We start from the raw sequence: 15,741 nt of genomic DNA on the forward strand, positions 1-15,741 counted from the left end.
GGCGGCCTCTTGGGCAGTGGGCAGGGTCATTCGTCGTCAGCGTTATGGCTGGCGCTGTCGGCGAAGTTCAGGCCGTGTTTGCGCAGTTTGTCGTGCAGGGTCTTGCGCGGCACGCCCAGGGCTTCGGCCAGGCTGCGCACCGAACTGTGCGGGCGGGTCAGTTCGGCGGCAATCAGGCTTTTTTCGAACTGTTCGACCTGTTCGCTCAAGCCCCCGGGTGTGGAGGTGAGGACACCGGCGGCGGGATTATCCGCCGTGGCATCCAGGGCCAACTCCAACCCCAAGGCAAAGCGCTCTGCCGCATTTTGCAGTTCGCGCACATTGCCCGGCCAGCTGTGACGCAACAGCAGCGCCCGCTGGCCCGGTTGCAGTTCATGCAGCGGCAGGCCGTGGCGGCTGCTGGCTTCGTCGGCAAAGTGCTGGAACAACATCAGTGCATCTTCACCGCGTTCGCGCAGCGGCGGAATGCGCAGCGGCGCGACGTTGAGGCGGTAATACAAGTCGGCCCGGAAACGACCCTGGTCGGCGGCCTGGCGCAGGTCTTCCTTGGTGGCCGCGATAATGCGGATATCCAACGGGATCAACTGATTGCCGCCCAGGCGCTCAACCACGCGCTCCTGCAACAGGCGCAGCAGTTTGACCTGCACATCCAGGCTCATGCTTTCGATTTCATCGAGGAACAGCGTGCCGCCGTTGGCGAATTCGAACTTGCCGATACGGCGTTTCTGCGCGCCGGTAAAAGCGCCGGGCTCGTGGCCAAACAGTTCGCTTTCGACCACTGACTCGGCCAGGGCCCCGGCGTTGATCGCCACAAACGGCCCGCTACGCCGGCTCGACAGGTCGTGCAGCGCGCGGGCCACAACTTCTTTGCCGGCCCCGGTCTCACCGAGGATCAGCACATCGGCGCGCGTGGCGGCGAGGGCACCGATCTGCTCGCGCAGGCGCAGCATTTGCGGCGAGTGCCCGACCAGTCGCGTACTCAGCTGCTGGCGATCACTGAGGGCCAGGCGCAGGCTGCGGTTGTCCAGCACCAGGCGGCGCAGGGCCAGGGCGCGGCGCACGCTGTCGAGCAGGGCGTCGCTGGCGAACGGCTTTTCGAGAAAATCATAGGCCCCGGCGCGCATGGCCTGCACCGCCAGCGGTACATCACCGTGGCCGGTAATCAACAACACTGGCAGTTCAGGGTCCTGGCCATGCAGTTCGGCGAGCAGCTCCAGGCCGTCCATGCCGGGCATGCGGATATCGCTGACCACCACGCCCGGCCAGTCGCGGGACAGGCGCGCGGTGAGGCCGGTGGCTTCGCCCAGGGTCAGGACTTTCAGCCCGGCCAGGTCCAGGGTCTGGCACAGGGCCTGACGCAGGTGGGGATCGTCGTCGATCAGCACCACCTGAATCTGGTTATCGATACTCATACACTGCGGTCCTCGGACGGTTGCAGACTGACGCCCGGCGAGCCGGCACGCAATTTCAAGGTTAACAGTGCGCCGCCTTCCTTGTGGTTGGCGAACAGCAGTTCACCGCCAAAGGCACGCATCAAGGTGTCACAGATCGCCAGGCCCAACCCCAGGCCCTGGGTGCGGGTCTTGGTGGTGTAGAACGGTTCACTCGCGCGGCCCAGGGCTTCCATGCAAAAGCCCGGGCCATTGTCGCGAATGTACAGGTTGACGCCCTGTTCGGTGGTTTGGGCACTCAACCAGAGTTTGCGCGGCGGGCCTTTTTCGGTCAGGGCGTCGAGGGCGTTGGCGAGCAGATTGCCGAGGACCTGGCGCAGGCGCGTTTCCCCGGCTTGCACCCAGAGGGTGGCTTCCGGCAAGTCACGGATCAGCTCGACCTCCATCGACCGCCGCCGTTTGGCCAACAACGCCAACGCGTCATCGAGTGCCGGCTGCAAGGCCACGCTTTCCGGTGCGTGACGGTCGCGTCGGGCGAACGCGCGCAGGTGCGCGATGATCGAAGCCATGCGCCCGGTCAGTTCACTGATCAGCTTGAGGTTGCCCCGTGCGTCGTTGGTGCGTTCATGGTCGAGCAGGATCTCGGCGTTTTCCGCGTAGCTGCGAATCGCCGCCAGCGGCTGATTGAGTTCGTGGCTGATACTCGCCGACATGGTGCCCAGCGCTGACAGTTTACCGGCCTGCACCAGGTCATCCTGGGCGCGTACCAGTTCCTGCTGGGCGTGTTCACGCTCCAGCACTTCCTGTTTGAGGCGCCGGTTCAGGCCTTCCAGGTCGCTGGTGCGCTCCACCACACGGGCTTCCAGCTCGCGTCGGGCCTTGGCTTCGAACGCGATGCGCTCCAGGTAATGGCGACGGCGTTGCATCAGCAAACCCAGCAACAGCATCAACACCAGTAACGTGGCGCCACCGACCGCCACCACGGTACGCACCGGGCGATTGATCAATGAGCGCGGCGCGAGAATGTCCACGGTCCATCCGGTTTCGGCGATGGCCGTGGATTGGCGCAACCACGCCGTGGTACTCAGCGCCAGCGGCTGCGGGTCGCGCGTCGGGTAAGGCTGGATGGCAATGATCGCCTGGCGTTCCTCGGCGGTCAGTGGGCGGGTGGCGCGGAATCGCCATTGCGGGCGCGAGGTGAGGATCACCACGCCGTTGTGGTCGGTCACCAGCAGTTGTTCTGGGGTGTTGCCCCACAGGCTTTCGGTGTGGTCCAGGTCAACCTTGACCACCAGCACGCCGATGATTGTATCGCCATCGCGAACGGCGGCAGCGAAGAAGTAGCCGCGCTTGGCCGAGGTGGTGCCGAGGCCGAAAAACCGCCCGAGGTGCCCGGCCATGGCTTCGCTGAAATAGGGGCGAAACGAGAAGTTGCGGCCGACAAAGCTGTCCTGTTTATCCCAGTTGGAGGCGGCGAGGGTTTTGCCGGTGGTGTCCATCAGGTACATCACTTCCGCACCGGCCTGGGCGGCGACGTCCTTGAGCAACTGGTTGGCGTTGGCCAAGTTAGTGCTGACATGGGGCGCATCCAGCGCGGTACGCAGGGCGGGCAGGTCGCCGAGGATTTGCGGCAGCACTTCATAGCGGTGCAGGGTGCCGAGCAGGTTGGCGACGTACAGATCGAGGGTCTGGCGGTTTTGCCCGGCCAGTTCACTGCGGTAATAACGCTCGGCCAGGTGTTCCAGCGGCCACAGCAGCGGCGCCAGGCACAACGCCAACAACGCGAGGCTGCGCCAGCGGGGTCTTCGCGGAAGGGGTGGTGTCATGGGAGTCATGCGCCTGTGGGTACAGGCGCATTATGCCTAGGGCTGTCGTGCAAGACACTCGCCGGTCAAGGAAACACGTCGGCCTCTGCCAGGAACTTGCCGTTTTGATCCTTGGCCGACAAGGTCGGAGCCCCGTCCAGCAGCCAGTCAATGTTGAGCTGCGGGTCGTCCCAACGGATACAACGCTCTGCAGAAGGCGTGTAGTAATCCGTGGTTTTGTAGAGGAACTCGGCGTAGTCGCTGAGCACTACAAAACCATGCGCAAACCCGGGTGGAATCCACAGCTGGCGGTTGTTTTCGGCGGACAAGCGCACGCTGGTCCATTTGCCGAAATCAGGCGAACTGCGGCGGATATCCACCGCCACGTCCAGGACCTCACCGGCAGTCACACGGACCAGTTTCCCCTGAGTATTTTCGATCTGATAGTGCAAGCCGCGCAGCACGCCCTTTTGCGAACGGGAGTGGTTGTCCTGCACGAAGTCCAACTGCAGGCCGGTGGCTTGAGCAAAAGCCTTGGCGTTGAAGCTTTCATAAAAAAAGCCGCGCTCATCGCCAAACACCTTCGGTTCGAGGATCAACACATCGGGCAGCTCAGTCGCGATTACATTCATTGGGTTTGCCTCGCCGAGGTGAACAGGTCGTGTGATCAGATCCTTACGCGATCAGATCTTTTGGGTCGGTATTGCCGAGTCGCTCACCTTGATAGCTGCCGTCCTGGACCCTGCGGCACCAGTCGAGGTTATCGAGGTACCACTGCACGGTCTTGCGCAGGCCGGTTTCAAACGTTTCTTCAGGGACCCAGCCCAGGTCGGCTTCGATCTTGCTCGCATCGATCGCGTAGCGCTGGTCGTGGCCCGGGCGGTCCTTGACGAAGGTGATCAGGTCGGCGAATTTTTCTACGCCGGCAGGGCGTTGTGGCGCCAGTTCTTCCAGCAGGCCACAGATGCCGCGTACCACGTCGATGTTCTTTTGCTCGTTGTGGCCGCCGATGTTGTAGGTCTCGCCGACTTCACCCTCGGTGACGACTTTGAGCAGTGCCCGCGCGTGATCTTCGACGAACAGCCAGTCGCGCACCTGCAAACCGTCGCCATAGACCGGCAGCGGCTTGCCGGCGAGGGCATTGAGGATGACCAGCGGGATCAACTTCTCGGGGAAGTGGAACGGCCCGTAGTTGTTCGAGCAGTTGGTCAGCAGCACCGGCAGGCCATAGGTACGCTGCCAGGCGCGGACCAGGTGGTCGGAGGCGGCTTTGCTGGCCGAATACGGCGAGCTTGGCGCGTAAGGGGTGGTTTCGGTGAACAGGTCGTCCACGCCGTGGAGGTCGCCATACACTTCGTCGGTGGAAATGTGGTGGAAGCGGAACGCGCTCTTGGCCGGTTCGGCCAGCGTTTGCCAATAGGCGCGAGTGGCTTCCAGCAGGCTGTAGGTGCCGACGATGTTGGTCTGGATAAAGTCCGACGGGCCGTCAATGGAACGGTCGACGTGCGACTCGGCTGCCAGGTGCATGATCGCCTGTGGCTCAAAGCGTGCCAGCACGGCGCTGACGGTGGCCTGGTCGATGATATCGGCTTGCACGAACTCATAGCGGCTGTTGGACGCGATGCTGGTCAGCGACTCCAGGTTGCCGGCATAGGTGAGTTTGTCCAGATTGAGCACTTCGTGCTCAGTGTGTTGAATCAGGTGGCGAATCAGTGCAGAACCGATAAACCCGGCACCGCCGGTGATGAGAATGCGCATGTCAGAGAGCCTTTTCCTTAGACGGTCATTTAGCGAGAGCATAGCTTGAGTTGTGAGGCCGGGCGGTGCAAGCGTGGTGTGTGCTGGGGGTTGCCATACGGACCGGGTCAGTGGCGATATAGACGCTCAAAAAAACCGCGGTCGTCACATGTTGCTCGCCACGTTGGTCCATCACGCCAATCTGCCCTGCCCGCCAGTCGCTCCTGAGCAGGCTGCCCAACGGCTTGAGCACCACGGCTCTTACCTGGGCCTGGCGTGAGTGCGTGACCGGCACACCCTGGAACCTGCTACAGCAGAAACCGCGTTGTTGTGTGATCGTCTGCGAGGGTTGGGTATGTTCATGCAGCCGACGGGCGATTACCTCAACATCCTGAAGCTCACGCCACCGAGGGTGACCTCTAAACGCAGTGTGGACTTCTTTGTCGACATGCTGTCGAAGGCGCTGGATGAGCAGCTGTAATTAATCGATTGTTATCGGCTAATTATTGTAATGTTTGTCGACTATGATCTTTTGTTCCTTTTAAAGCCGATTTTTATCCGTTATAAAGTCGGCCTTCACCCCATTCGGAGTCCTGATCGCCATGACCACCCTGCACAGCACGCCTCGCGCCGATGGCTTCTACATGCCCGCCGAATGGGCGCCGCAAACCCAAACCTGGATGATCTGGCCGCAGCGTCCGGACAACTGGCGCCTGGGTGGCAAACCGGCGCAGGCCGCTCACGTGGCGGTGGCCAAGGCTATCGCGCGCTTTGAGCCGGTGACGGTCGCCGTTTCGGCCGAGCAGTATGAAAACGCGCGCGCACGTTTGGATGTGCCCAATATCCGCGTGGTGGAAATGTCCAGCGACGATGCGTGGGTGCGCGACACCGGCCCTACGTTCGTCATCAACAACAGTGGCGAAGTGCGCGGTGTGAACTGGGATTTCAATGCCTGGGGCGGTTTTGACGGCGGCCTGTATGCACCGTGGAATCGCGACGCGCAGGTGGGCGGCAAGATCCTCGAGATCGAGCGCGCGCCGCGTTATCGCACCGAAAGTTTCGTGCTGGAAGGCGGGTCGATCCATGTCGACGGTGAAGGCACCCTGATCACCACCGAAGAATGCCTGTTGAACCGCAATCGCAACCCACACCTGGATCGTGCGGCGATCGAAGCGGTGCTCAGCGACAACCTGGCTGTGGATAAGATCATCTGGTTGCCGGACGGCCTGTTCAACGACGAAACCGACGGCCATGTGGATAACTTCTGCTGCTACGTGCGCCCGGGCGAAGTGTTGCTGGCCTGGACCGATGACCCGCAAGACCCGAACTACGCGCGCTGCCACGCGGCCATGGAGGTGCTGCAAAGCAGCACCGACGCCCAGGGTCGCTCGTTCACCGTGCATAAAATGCCGATCCCGGGGCCGCTGTACGCCACCGAGGAAGAATGCGCGGGTGTGGACCCGGTGGACGGCAGCCAGGAACGCAATCCGACCGTGCGGTTGGCGGGTTCCTACGTGAACTTCCTGATCGTTAACGGCGGCATCATCGCGCCAAGCTTCGATGACCCGCTGGACAGCCAGGCCAAGGGCATTCTGCAAAACCTCTTCCCGCAGCACGAAGTGGTGATGGTGCCGGGCCGCGAACTGTTACTGGGTGGCGGAAATATTCATTGCCTGACCCAACAACAGCCAGCCCCGCACAAAAATTGAGTGCAGTTGTAACAGTGTCTGAGCGATAACACGGCGCTACCTGTTTATAGCGCTCACAGCAAGCCCGCGGCCCCGTTAGGTCGCGGGCTTTTTTGTTTCCGAGTGCCTATAAACACGGGACATTGGCATAGCTCTTGTATCGGTGTTGTCACGGTGAACCAAGGGGATGACTGCGCAGTTCTGTCATAAACCTTGAGTAAGTTAGCCGCTCACGCAGTAGGAGAGAGCGCTGAAATGAATGCCAATATAAACCTGATCCACACGCGCCCGTTTCACCCCACGCGGGTCGACGGTGAGGCGATCCATGCGTTGGCGCTCTGGTTGAAGGCAAACGGCTCACGACAGGTCAGGCAACCTGACTTGCACAGCGTGATGAGTGAACGTTACCCGGTGGGGTTGCTCAGCGAAGATGAAATGCGCGCATTGTGCGAGCTGATGCAAAACTGAAGTGCCCGCTCCCGCATTGGCAGGGTGAACGTCTTAAAACTCCCGGTGTTACTGTCACGTAGAGCGTCCAGATAAAAGTCATTGCTCGCCTCGAAACCGCGGATACGCAGGCTGTTGGTTCTGACCGAATCGATAGCCTGGGGCACGTAGCGCACCGAGGTGGCTGGAGGGTTTTTCGGGCGTGTGTGAAGGCCCTGGAGTGCGCCGCTTAGACTTTTTTCGCCTAAATACAGACGATTCACGAAATTGACACATAGTTCAGCGCGCGCATACGATTGCGCCCAACGCCTGTGGCTAACCGCCATAACTCATCCAATAAAAAAAGGCCCGCGGCAGTTCAGTCGTCCGCGGGCCTTCTTTTTTTCGGAGAAAGTTGACACCAGAAAAGCAACACGGAGCCTGGTGTCACAGCGCGTACTCAAACAGTAATAAGGAATATAAAAAATGTTGAAGCAACGGATGGGTCTGATCGCTCTGGGGATTTTGAGCGCTACTCAGGCAATGGCTAACGACCAGGAGCAATCCAAGGGTTTTGTTGAAGACAGCCACCTGAACATCGCAGTACGCAACGCTTACATCAGCCGTGACTACAAAAACGGCAAGCAAGACAAAGCTGAATGGGGCCAGGGCTTCATCGGCAAGTTCGAGTCCGGCTTCACCCAAGGCACTGTCGGTGTGGGTGTGGACGTGATCGGCCAATACGCGCTGCGCCTGGACGGTGGCAAAGGCCGCAGCGGCGCCGGCGGTATCGACTTCTTCAAGCAAGGTGACAGCGGCGAAGCTGCCAAAGACCTGGCCAAGGGCGGCGCAGCCGTCAAGGCGCGCATCTCCAACACCGTGATCAAATACGGTCAGCAGATGCCAGCCGTTCCGGTCCTGGAATACGACAACTCGCGTTTGCTGTCGGAAACCTTCGAGGGCACCTCGATCGTGTCCAAAGAGATCGCCGGTCTGCAACTGGACGCGGGTCACTTCACCAAGGAAGCTCGCAAGAGCGCCGAAGGTGGCGACAGCGGCCGCCTGAAAAGCATCGACTACATCGGTGGTAGCTACAAATTCACCGAAAGCCTGTCCGCCGCCCTGTATGCGTCCGACATGCAAGACGTGCTGAAGAAACAATACGTCAACGTCAACTACGTGCTGGCCCTGCCAGAGAAGCAATCGTTGACCTTTGACTTCAACGGCTACAAAACCAAGCTGGACCGCAGCTTCGCCCTGGAAAACCAAGGTGACGCGGACGCTCGCGACAACAAAATCTGGAGCCTGGGCGCTACCTGGGCTGTTGGCCCGCACAGCTTCACCGTCGCTCACCAGCGCAGCACCGGCGACACCGGCTACCTGTACGGCGGCTACCGCAACGCTGGCGGCATTGGCGATGGCGGCAACACCATCCTGCTGGCCAACTCCTACTGGTCCGACTTCAACGGTAAGGACGAGCGCTCCTGGCAAGCAGGCTACGGCCTGGACTTCAGTGCCTTCGGCGTACCTGGCCTGACCTACAACATCGCCTACGTGCGCGGCACCAACATTGACGACGGTTCCAACCGCGGCAGTGGCACCGAGCGTGAGATCTTCAACCAGTTCAAATACGTCGTTCAGAGCGGCCCAGCCAAAGACCTGAGCCTGCGCGCTCGTGCGTCCTGGTTGCGCGTCTCCAGCAACGCCAGCAACTACAACGTAGGCGGTAACGAAATCCGTCTGTTCGCCGACTACCCGATCAACGTTTTCTAATTGATCGCAGGTCGCGCCTGATGCCAGGCGATAAAAAACCCCGACTGGTTCGGGGTTTTTTTATGCCTTTGGATCAGCGACGGTGATCGTTCCCACGCTCTGCGTGGGAACGCCTCTAGGGACGCTCCGCGTCCCGCCGTCAAAGATCAAGGGTGGTTTTTTTATCAGTTTTGCGGACGCCAGCGGGAGGCGTCCAATCGTGTAGAAGTACCGCGGGAACTTGTTACACCACATCACTAATGTAGTACTCAAACCCCCATTTATCTCGACTCAGCGCACGCCTAAATTGACCCCACTGCCGGCCCATCACCCCGATGCCCGCCCATTGGAGCCATCACCATGCCCTTCGTCAGCCTGCGCATCACCCGTGACGGCGTGACCCCTGAGCAAAAAGCCCAGGTCATCGCCGAGTTCACCGAAACCCTCGAACGCGTGCTCAACAAGCGCCCGGACCTGACCCACATCGTCATCGAAGAAATCGACACCGATAACTGGGGCTACGCCGGCATCACCACCACCGAATACCGCAAATCCCAAGCCCTTACCGGAGAAACAAAATGAGCAAAGTCGTGATCATTACCGGTGCCTCCCAAGGCATCGGCGCCGCTGTGGTTCAAGCCTACCGCGCCCTCGATTATCGCGTGGTGGCCACCTCGCGTTCGATCCAGCCATCCACCGACCCGAACATCCTCACGGTGCCCGGCGACATCGCCGACCCGGCCACTGCCCAGCGCGTCATCCGCGAAGCCCTGGCCACCTTCGGGCGCGTCGACAGCCTGATCAACAACGCCGGCATCTTCATCGCCAAACCCTTCACCGCCTACACCCAGGACGATTACGCCAACGTGCTGGCCGTGAACCTCAACGGCGTCTTCTACATCACCCAACTGGCGATCACCGAGATGCTCAAACAGCGCGCCGGGCACATCGTCAACATCACCACCAGCCTGGTCGACCACGCCATCGACGGCGTGCCCTCAGTGCTGGCTTCACTGACCAAAGGCGGCCTGAGCGCCGCGACCAAATCCCTGGCAATTGAATACGCCAAACGCGGCATCCGCGTGAACGCAGTCAGCCCCGGGATTATCAAAACACCGATGCACGGCGAAGACACCCACGCGGCGTTGGGCCGCCTGCATCCAGTCGGGCGCATGGGCGAAGCGAGTGATATTGCCCAAGCGATCATCTACCTGGAAAACGCCGGGTTCGTCACCGGTGAGATCCTCCACGTGGACGGCGGGCAAAGCGCCGGGCACTGACAAAAAAAACGCCCCGGCCTGCCCAGGCTGGGGCGCTCGATCAACTACCGATTCAGATCAGCGGTGGAACCGGGCTTGCCCGCGATAACGCCGGCCCTGCCAGACATTCACATCTTATTGCTCGGCATTGCAGGGCGACCTCAACACCTTAACCCCATCATCAATGACCGCCTTTAAAGGGCTGGTTACGCTCGATATCGGCTACAACGGCAACACGCTGCAGCGACACTTTATCGGCTACGTCGAACGCTCCACCACGGCCAGCAGCACCCAGCAGGTGCTGTTCTGCCGCGAGCTGGCCGCGATCCTGGCCAACCCGCTGCCGCTGAACCTGCGCCATGTCGACCTGCGCGCCGTCCTGGTCGACATCAGCCAGCACACCGGGTTGCGCTTTCGCGTTCCGGATCGGCCGTATGCCGGCGTCAAGGCGCCCTTCTTCTACAGCCTGGCCGCTGGTTACCAAGCCATGGACAGCCTGGCCCGGGTTTTCAATATCCCCGACTTCATCTGGCAACAGCAGGGTGATGGGGAGGTGTTCGTGGGCAGTTGGGCCGACAGCTTCTTTGGCGTTCGCTCGCCGCTGCAGCTGCCGGTGGAGCTGTTCGATGACTACCAGAGCAATCAAAGCGCGATGATCGCAGCCCTTCCCGGGTTGCGACCAGGTGCAACGATCAACAACGGCGAGCGCATCACCAGTGTGGCGCTCATCGACAACCAGATGGCCATCCGATGGACGACGCAATCCGCCGCAGCGTAGAACGACAATTTCCTGAACTCACCGGCGGCTATCACCTGCGACGCTTTGCCCGGGTTGTCGCCGTGGCCGACGCCCCTGCCGGCGCTGGGATCTGTGACGACTTCCGGCCGCGCTATGCGGTCGACATCGAGGTCATGGGGCCTGATGGCGAGCCAGACACCAAGCTGCCGATCCTGGCTGGCGTGCCCTTGCCGCTGCCCACCGGTGGCGAAGAGATGGGCATCTATGCCTTCCCGGAAGAGGGCACCCAGGTTGTGGTGTGCTTTGCCTATGGATTGCCGCATAAGCTGTATATCCAAACCATCCTGCCCCATGGCCTGAGCATGCCCAGCGTGCCTAAGGGCGACCAGGTGTGGCAGCACAGCGAAGCCTGTCAGCAGCGTGTCGATGCCGACGGCAACTGGCTGCGCCAAACGGACGGCAAGATCCGGGACAAGGCGATCGAGCGGGAAGTGGAGGCGATGGTTAACACGGAGACGTTCCAGAACCACACCAGGACGGTGGACGACCACTCAACTGAGTCTGTAGGAGGGATCAAGACGATCGAGGCGCTGGGCGCGCTCAAGCTGCTGTCGGGCGGATTCGCGAGCCTGGCGGCGGTGGACGACCTGCACCAGGCAACAGGGCGGGACTTGAACCTGGTGGTGGGGCAGAAGCATAACGCCACGGTGGGTGGAGATATGGAGGAAAGGATTCAGGGGTTGCGCCAGAGCGTGGCGGCGGTCAGCCAGCGACTGGTCGCGCCCAAGACCTGGTTGGGATCCGAAGGGGTGAACGTGCTGCAGGTGCTATGCGATTTGCTCGACCTGGTGCAACAGATGAACGCGCAACTGGCCAGCCATACACATGGCCCCACGCCGCCACCAGGTAATGCTTCGGCATTCACCAGCTGTGCGGCGAAGGCTACGGCGCTATCAGCATCGATGGATCCGATTACGCTTTGACTTCGCTATCAGAATTCGCGCTAAGAAAATAGGGGGGGAACCTTCGGCAATTCACCCTTCGTTTTATACGTTGAAAAACGCGTTCGACTTCGTCGTCAAAAAGCGATGCGTTTTTTAGCAGCTGTTTTTGTATTCGTTTTAATAGCGCTTTTATGTTCGTAAAAACAACTTTCCGATGTTGCGACTACAAGCACTTACTTGCGTTGGCTTGCACTCTAGCCGTAAGCGGCTAGTTTGGCCTACCGTTCGTCGGATCGCAATTAGGATCAATGATCCTATTTTAGTTAATCCAAAAAAGGCGCGAAAAAATGTTTACACGGGCAACCCCGCGAAAACACTAGCTTGCTGGTGCGCCCGGGCGCTTCAGCAACACGCCCGGGGCGCCGGAGACGACAAAGCCCGCTTAGACGCGGGCTTTATTGTGCTTCTCGGATGCGCCAGGCTGGCTGGTTGCTCGCAGAATGGCTGTGGTAGCATCTTTTCAACTGCTCGAAGCTGTACATCTTTGTTACGGCAATTTCAAAGGGTATGGCCATGTGACGAACCCGTCAACCGGAAACGGTTGACCATAAATGGCTAAAGTTACGTGAGTTGCATTAGCGTAATTGGTGTGATTAAAAGTAAACGTTGTAAATATATTGTTTACAACGTTTACAGGGCGAGTCACTAAACGAGTGGGAAGTGCTGTGAAATCTTTTATAGAAGCACAGCTTTTTGTTTTCCCTTGGAGCTTTTGCCAATGAAGTCATTCATTAGCCGATACCTTCCTGAAGAGCTGATTCGAGCATTGCAGACCGCGTACTGGTCGATCCGCTTGATCAGAATCCTTCAGCAGTTATAGCGCAGCACAGCAGGGGCCATCGGCCCCTGCTTCTATAGCCGCTTGATCAAGCTCTTGACCCAGGACATGCAGAACTCGATGGTTTGATCTATCTGCTGCGTTGTGAAATTCGGCATGTCTTTTGAGCCTGGTCCATGTCCCAAGTCGTTTCGCACGTCGCTGTAAAACCGCTGCATTGATTGCCGTTCCCAGCCATCTATGAATGCGCCATTCGCCTTTCTCTCAAGATGATTCAGGAAATCAGACACGCCTTTCTCATCATTGGTAGTCCATTTTTTGAGTTCGCAAATGATTTTGATCGTGCTTTCCAGTGCCTTAGCTGCATAGAACGATGGGTCTCGGCCACCGGTGTCTCTGCGATCAATCGCCTCGGCCATGTCTATGCTGACGTTCTTCCATTGAGCGTCGTTGACCAAGAGCCAGAATGGCTGCTCGACATGTTCCTGAAGCTGCGCATCCTGTGTGATCTGCAAGTACCCATTGTGATAGTGCAGAGGCATACCAGCTTGCTTTAGGCGCTCGTTCAGCTCATTCACATTGGCTGCAAACGTGCTGTTCAAACGCTCATTAGTAGCTCGAACGCCGTTGCATCGCGAGCCAGGGACTGTCATGGACACTCTGGGTTTCTTATCTTGAATTTCGGCCTCGGCCAGCTGGCGCGGAAACTCGGAATTTGCTTGAGCTACCTGCTCCTCTCGGGCGCGGAAGGCCAATTCGACGAAGCTTAGTCGGCGCTTGACGAACATGTCGGGGTCCAGGCCGGCAGTAAACTTGAGGTTGAGCCACTGCTCGACCACTAGGTTGATATTGTATAAACCCGAGTTCGTATGAGGCTTGCCCATATACTCGGTTTGATAGGAGTAGTACCTGGGCGACAGTTCCTTGAGCCCGATCTCCATCGCCAGACGGTCGTGAATATCAGTCCAAGTCTTCTTAACGCCTTCGTCGACCTTCTGGCTGTGCCCGTAGTACTTCCAAATCTGCTCGTTGACGATTCTGTATGACTGCACAAAAAGTGCAGATTCGTTTTGTCCGACGCTTTCGAACATTGGGCGATTCGCATACCTGCGAAAGAAGACATCAGTAAGCATGGCTAAATTCTCTTGCTTCGGCACTTAGTGGTGACTTCGAGGCCGGCGGGGCGCCTCTGGTCTATCTGAAGCAATCTTCCGAAGGGGCGAGGTATCAATCCGCCCTCGGCCGTTTGCTGCCCGTCACGGTTGACCTGGCTGGAGGGTTGCCGATCTACAACAAGATAGTGCGTTCTGTTCAAACCGGGGATCCCTCAGGGTCAGACCACTATTTCAGCCTTTCCGTCGACGCCATTCCCTCTAATCGCCCCCTCTTCTCTGATCCCTTCTCGCACGACTTGAATGTGAACCCAATCACCGCTGACGTGCTACTCCTCTGCTCGCTGCAGATGGTACGTACGATCTTGGCCTGTCGCCCTGATGAGTCGATCCAGCTGACTGACGAGTTCGTATCAGGCGCTAAAAGATAAAAGCTGCGAAGTCATAACGGCTTTCCAAAATATCAGCGAAGGCCATGGACGTTAGGGGCGAGCAGGGCGGGGCAATTGTGAGGGCGGAAAGCGGAAGGGTTTTGCACGGAAGGGAAGAAGGGGGCGATCTAGAACACTCAAACCCCAGAAACAACAAAGCCCTCACATTGCTGTGAGGGCTTCGTTTTGTATGGTGCCGGCACCAGGAGTCGAACCCGGGACCTACTGATTACAAGCTAGGTGCTCTAAACATGTGAATCAATGACTTACGTTTCTTCTTGTTACGTGCGGACACGGTAAATACCCCGTGGACAGGGAGCCCTTTTTCTCTTGTTACGTGCATCTTAGCCGCGTGGGAGTAAAAACTGAGCAAGGGAGCCGGAGCGGCGTACGGAGCAGGCACAAAAAAGCCGCGTTTAGCGGCTTCTGTTCGATAAACATCACGACGTGACGCTACCCCTTGCCTCGCAAATTTTGAATAAGCTTCCCGATCTCTTGCACGAGAGCAGCAATCGCGCCGTAGTCCTCAGTTTGATCTCGATCCTTGCCCTCACTACCCATTCGCTCAAAGTTCGTTACGAAACGAGCAATGGTGATGAACAAAATTATTGCAAGGGCTGAGGAGAACGATGCAGGAATCAGTGGTGCAAAGAATTTCAGGTAAGGATTTTCCGCGGTTACGATGCTACCGCTTTGAGCCGTTGATGCCTTGGCTTTTTCTTTTGCCTGATTTTTACCGGGCTCACCATTTTTTTGTGGTGCAGCTACGTCATGCTTTTGACTCTCAACCAAAGCAGTTTCTTCTGCCTTGATCCTTCTCTCTGTGTCTCTATCGATTTGATTGAGGTAATGACTACCCACGTAGAGCGAAAAGACCAGGCATCCCACCGCCGAAATCATCATCACCGCAAGGGCGCACAATGCGAACCAACGGCTATATACCTTCCTGCGGATGAGTTCATTAGTAAGGTTTGCGTCAGGAGTAGTGGCTTGGCTCGGAGAGGCATTTTTCGGCCCCCCCAGGTCGGTTGCACCGAATTCCATATCGCTTTCACTCATCTAACTAGACCCAAATTTTGAAGTCGATAGGACATTGCAGCGTTGGATACCCCGAAAATTTCGGAGAGCTGTTGAACTGAGCTTGCGCCCCTGAATAGCTCTTTCACTTTCATTTCAGGCATTACCAGTTCAGCAGCAAATATGTTGGCTGCCCGCTCTACTGGGTTGTAGTTCCCGAAAGTGGTGTCGCGCTCTCTAGGGTTTCCTTCGTTCACGTGACCCAGTAGGACATGTCCCAACTCGTGAGCGATCGTGAACCTGTTCCGATAACTGATTTCTTCTGAGTTGTAGTCACAGAAAAAAACATACCCATTTTCAGTATTCTCAAGCGAAGCTTGCCCACTCGCATTCAAGGTCTGCGAATTAAGTGCCCGCACTTTGATAGGGATGTTTTTAGAATCCCCTGTCGTTTCGTCTTTTCTAAAGATCACGAGGCCTTGCGCGATCACATCTGGCTTGACAGGGAGATTGCCATCCCAGGCGAGCTGGAGCGCATGCTTCGCGAACTCAACTGCTTTTTGCGTGGAAATAATCATCTCTTAGCCTCCTTTGCCTCGCTC

General features: G+C 58.4%; 13 protein-coding genes and 2 pseudogenes. 8 read left to right on the forward strand and 7 right to left on the reverse strand.

The genetic code is table 11. The features are described from left to right. Positions 1 to 26: 26 nt before the first annotated feature. The 4 genes from CPH89_RS11625 to rfbB all read right to left on the reverse strand — a co-directional run bounded on the left by CPH89_RS11625 (position 27) and on the right by rfbB (position 4,954). On the reverse strand, positions 27 to 1,412 hold the full coding sequence (locus tag CPH89_RS11625) for a sigma-54-dependent transcriptional regulator (RefSeq protein WP_053253814.1): 1,386 nt from the start codon (positions 1,410 to 1,412) through the stop codon (positions 27 to 29). Further along, complete coding sequence (locus CPH89_RS11630) at positions 1,409 to 3,217, reverse strand: sensor histidine kinase (protein ID WP_053253815.1); 1,809 nt, start codon at positions 3,215 to 3,217, stop codon at positions 1,409 to 1,411. The genes CPH89_RS11625 and CPH89_RS11630 overlap by 4 nt, the downstream gene beginning before the upstream one ends. Before the next feature lie 65 nt (positions 3,218 to 3,282). Beyond that, positions 3,283 to 3,828, reverse strand: coding sequence for a dTDP-4-dehydrorhamnose 3,5-epimerase (gene rfbC, locus CPH89_RS11635; RefSeq protein WP_053253816.1), 546 nt, complete (start codon positions 3,826 to 3,828; stop codon positions 3,283 to 3,285). A 43-nt stretch (positions 3,829 to 3,871) separates the two neighbouring features. Beyond that, a complete protein-coding gene (rfbB, locus tag CPH89_RS11640; RefSeq protein ID WP_053253817.1) occupies positions 3,872 to 4,954 on the reverse strand; it encodes a dTDP-glucose 4,6-dehydratase in 1,083 nt (360 codons plus the stop codon). A gap of 232 nt (positions 4,955 to 5,186) precedes the next feature. On the opposite strand from rfbB, the pseudogene CPH89_RS11645 reads away from it, so the two are divergent. The 8 genes and pseudogenes from CPH89_RS11645 to CPH89_RS11680 form a co-directional block, all read left to right on the forward strand. After that, a pseudogene (locus CPH89_RS11645) lies at positions 5,187 to 5,414 on the forward strand (hypothetical protein); the annotation flags it as partial. A 121-nt stretch (positions 5,415 to 5,535) separates the two neighbouring features. After that, positions 5,536 to 6,642 (forward strand): agmatine deiminase, encoded by a 1,107-nt coding sequence (gene aguA, locus CPH89_RS11650; RefSeq protein ID WP_053253818.1) that lies wholly within the window; start codon positions 5,536 to 5,538, stop codon positions 6,640 to 6,642. A 234-nt stretch (positions 6,643 to 6,876) separates the two neighbouring features. Continuing rightward, positions 6,877 to 7,089, forward strand: a complete 213-nt coding sequence (locus CPH89_RS11655) for a hypothetical protein (protein WP_053253819.1) — start codon at positions 6,877 to 6,879, stop codon at positions 7,087 to 7,089. A gap of 444 nt (positions 7,090 to 7,533) precedes the next feature. Beyond that, on the forward strand, positions 7,534 to 8,820 hold the full coding sequence (locus CPH89_RS11660) for an OprD family porin (protein WP_053253820.1): 1,287 nt from the start codon (positions 7,534 to 7,536) through the stop codon (positions 8,818 to 8,820). A 339-nt stretch (positions 8,821 to 9,159) separates the two neighbouring features. Next, entirely contained in the window at positions 9,160 to 9,381 is a 222-nt protein-coding gene (locus CPH89_RS11665; protein WP_053253821.1) for a tautomerase family protein, read from the forward strand. Next, positions 9,378 to 10,079 (forward strand): SDR family NAD(P)-dependent oxidoreductase, encoded by a 702-nt coding sequence (locus CPH89_RS11670; RefSeq protein WP_053253822.1) that lies wholly within the window; start codon positions 9,378 to 9,380, stop codon positions 10,077 to 10,079. Before CPH89_RS11665 ends, CPH89_RS11670 begins: the two co-directional genes overlap by 4 nt. A 172-nt stretch (positions 10,080 to 10,251) precedes the next feature. Then, positions 10,252 to 10,836: pseudogene (locus tag CPH89_RS11675) on the forward strand (hypothetical protein); the annotation flags it as partial. Next, complete coding sequence (locus CPH89_RS11680; protein WP_053253823.1) at positions 10,809 to 11,780, forward strand: hypothetical protein; 972 nt, start codon at positions 10,809 to 10,811, stop codon at positions 11,778 to 11,780. The pseudogene CPH89_RS11675 and the gene CPH89_RS11680, both read left to right, overlap by 28 nt. An 873-nt stretch (positions 11,781 to 12,653) precedes the next feature. On the opposite strand, the gene CPH89_RS30370 is transcribed toward CPH89_RS11680, so the two are convergent. The 3 genes from CPH89_RS30370 to CPH89_RS11695 form a co-directional block, all read right to left on the reverse strand. Next, positions 12,654 to 13,712: an AbiJ-NTD4 domain-containing protein gene (locus CPH89_RS30370; RefSeq protein WP_162232013.1), complete on the reverse strand. Its 1,059-nt coding sequence runs from the start codon at positions 13,710 to 13,712 to the stop codon at positions 12,654 to 12,656. Between the two features lie 863 nt (positions 13,713 to 14,575). Beyond that, positions 14,576 to 15,181: a hypothetical protein gene (locus tag CPH89_RS11690; protein WP_141125156.1), complete on the reverse strand. Its 606-nt coding sequence runs from the start codon at positions 15,179 to 15,181 to the stop codon at positions 14,576 to 14,578. Continuing rightward, positions 15,178 to 15,717: an ImmA/IrrE family metallo-endopeptidase gene (locus tag CPH89_RS11695; protein WP_053253825.1), complete on the reverse strand. Its 540-nt coding sequence runs from the start codon at positions 15,715 to 15,717 to the stop codon at positions 15,178 to 15,180. Before CPH89_RS11695 ends, CPH89_RS11690 begins: the two co-directional genes overlap by 4 nt. Positions 15,718 to 15,741: the final 24 nt, after the last annotated feature.

The organism is Pseudomonas fluorescens (assembly GCF_900215245.1).
Taxonomy (GTDB): Bacteria; Pseudomonadota; Gammaproteobacteria; order Pseudomonadales; family Pseudomonadaceae; genus Aquipseudomonas; species Aquipseudomonas fluorescens.